1 protein-coding gene is annotated in these 268 nt (G+C 63.8%); it reads left to right on the top strand.

What is annotated here, in order from left to right; all coding sequences use genetic code 11:
- A partial coding sequence (locus tag SAZ04_RS22235; RefSeq protein WP_431309051.1) for a hypothetical protein occupies window positions 1-268 on the top strand: 268 nt, incomplete at both ends.

The raw sequence follows: 268 nt of genomic DNA, 5'->3' as shown, positions 1-268 counted from the left end.
GTGGACGGCACCGGGGTGCGGCTCTCGGACACTGCGCTGGGCTACACGCTGTGGACCTTCTTTATGAACGGTTTTTGCCTGCTGAGCTGGGCGATGGTGGTGCGTCGGCATGAAGCCTTTGGCTACCTGCGTCTGCACTGGAAAAAGGGGCTGCTCGGCGGCGTCGGTACCATGGGCTCGTATGGCCTGGCACTGTGGGCGATGACGCAGGCACCGCTGGCCGTAGTCGCGGCGCTGCGTGAAACCTCGATTCTTTTCGGGGCGCTGA

This window comes from Halalkalibacter lacteus, from assembly GCF_036663595.1.
Taxonomy (GTDB): domain Bacteria; phylum Bacillota; class Bacilli; order Bacillales; family Bacillaceae_D; genus Halalkalibacter; species Halalkalibacter lacteus.
The sequence above is the reverse complement of the archived record's forward strand: the minus strand, read 5'-3'. Positions and strand labels throughout refer to the sequence as shown.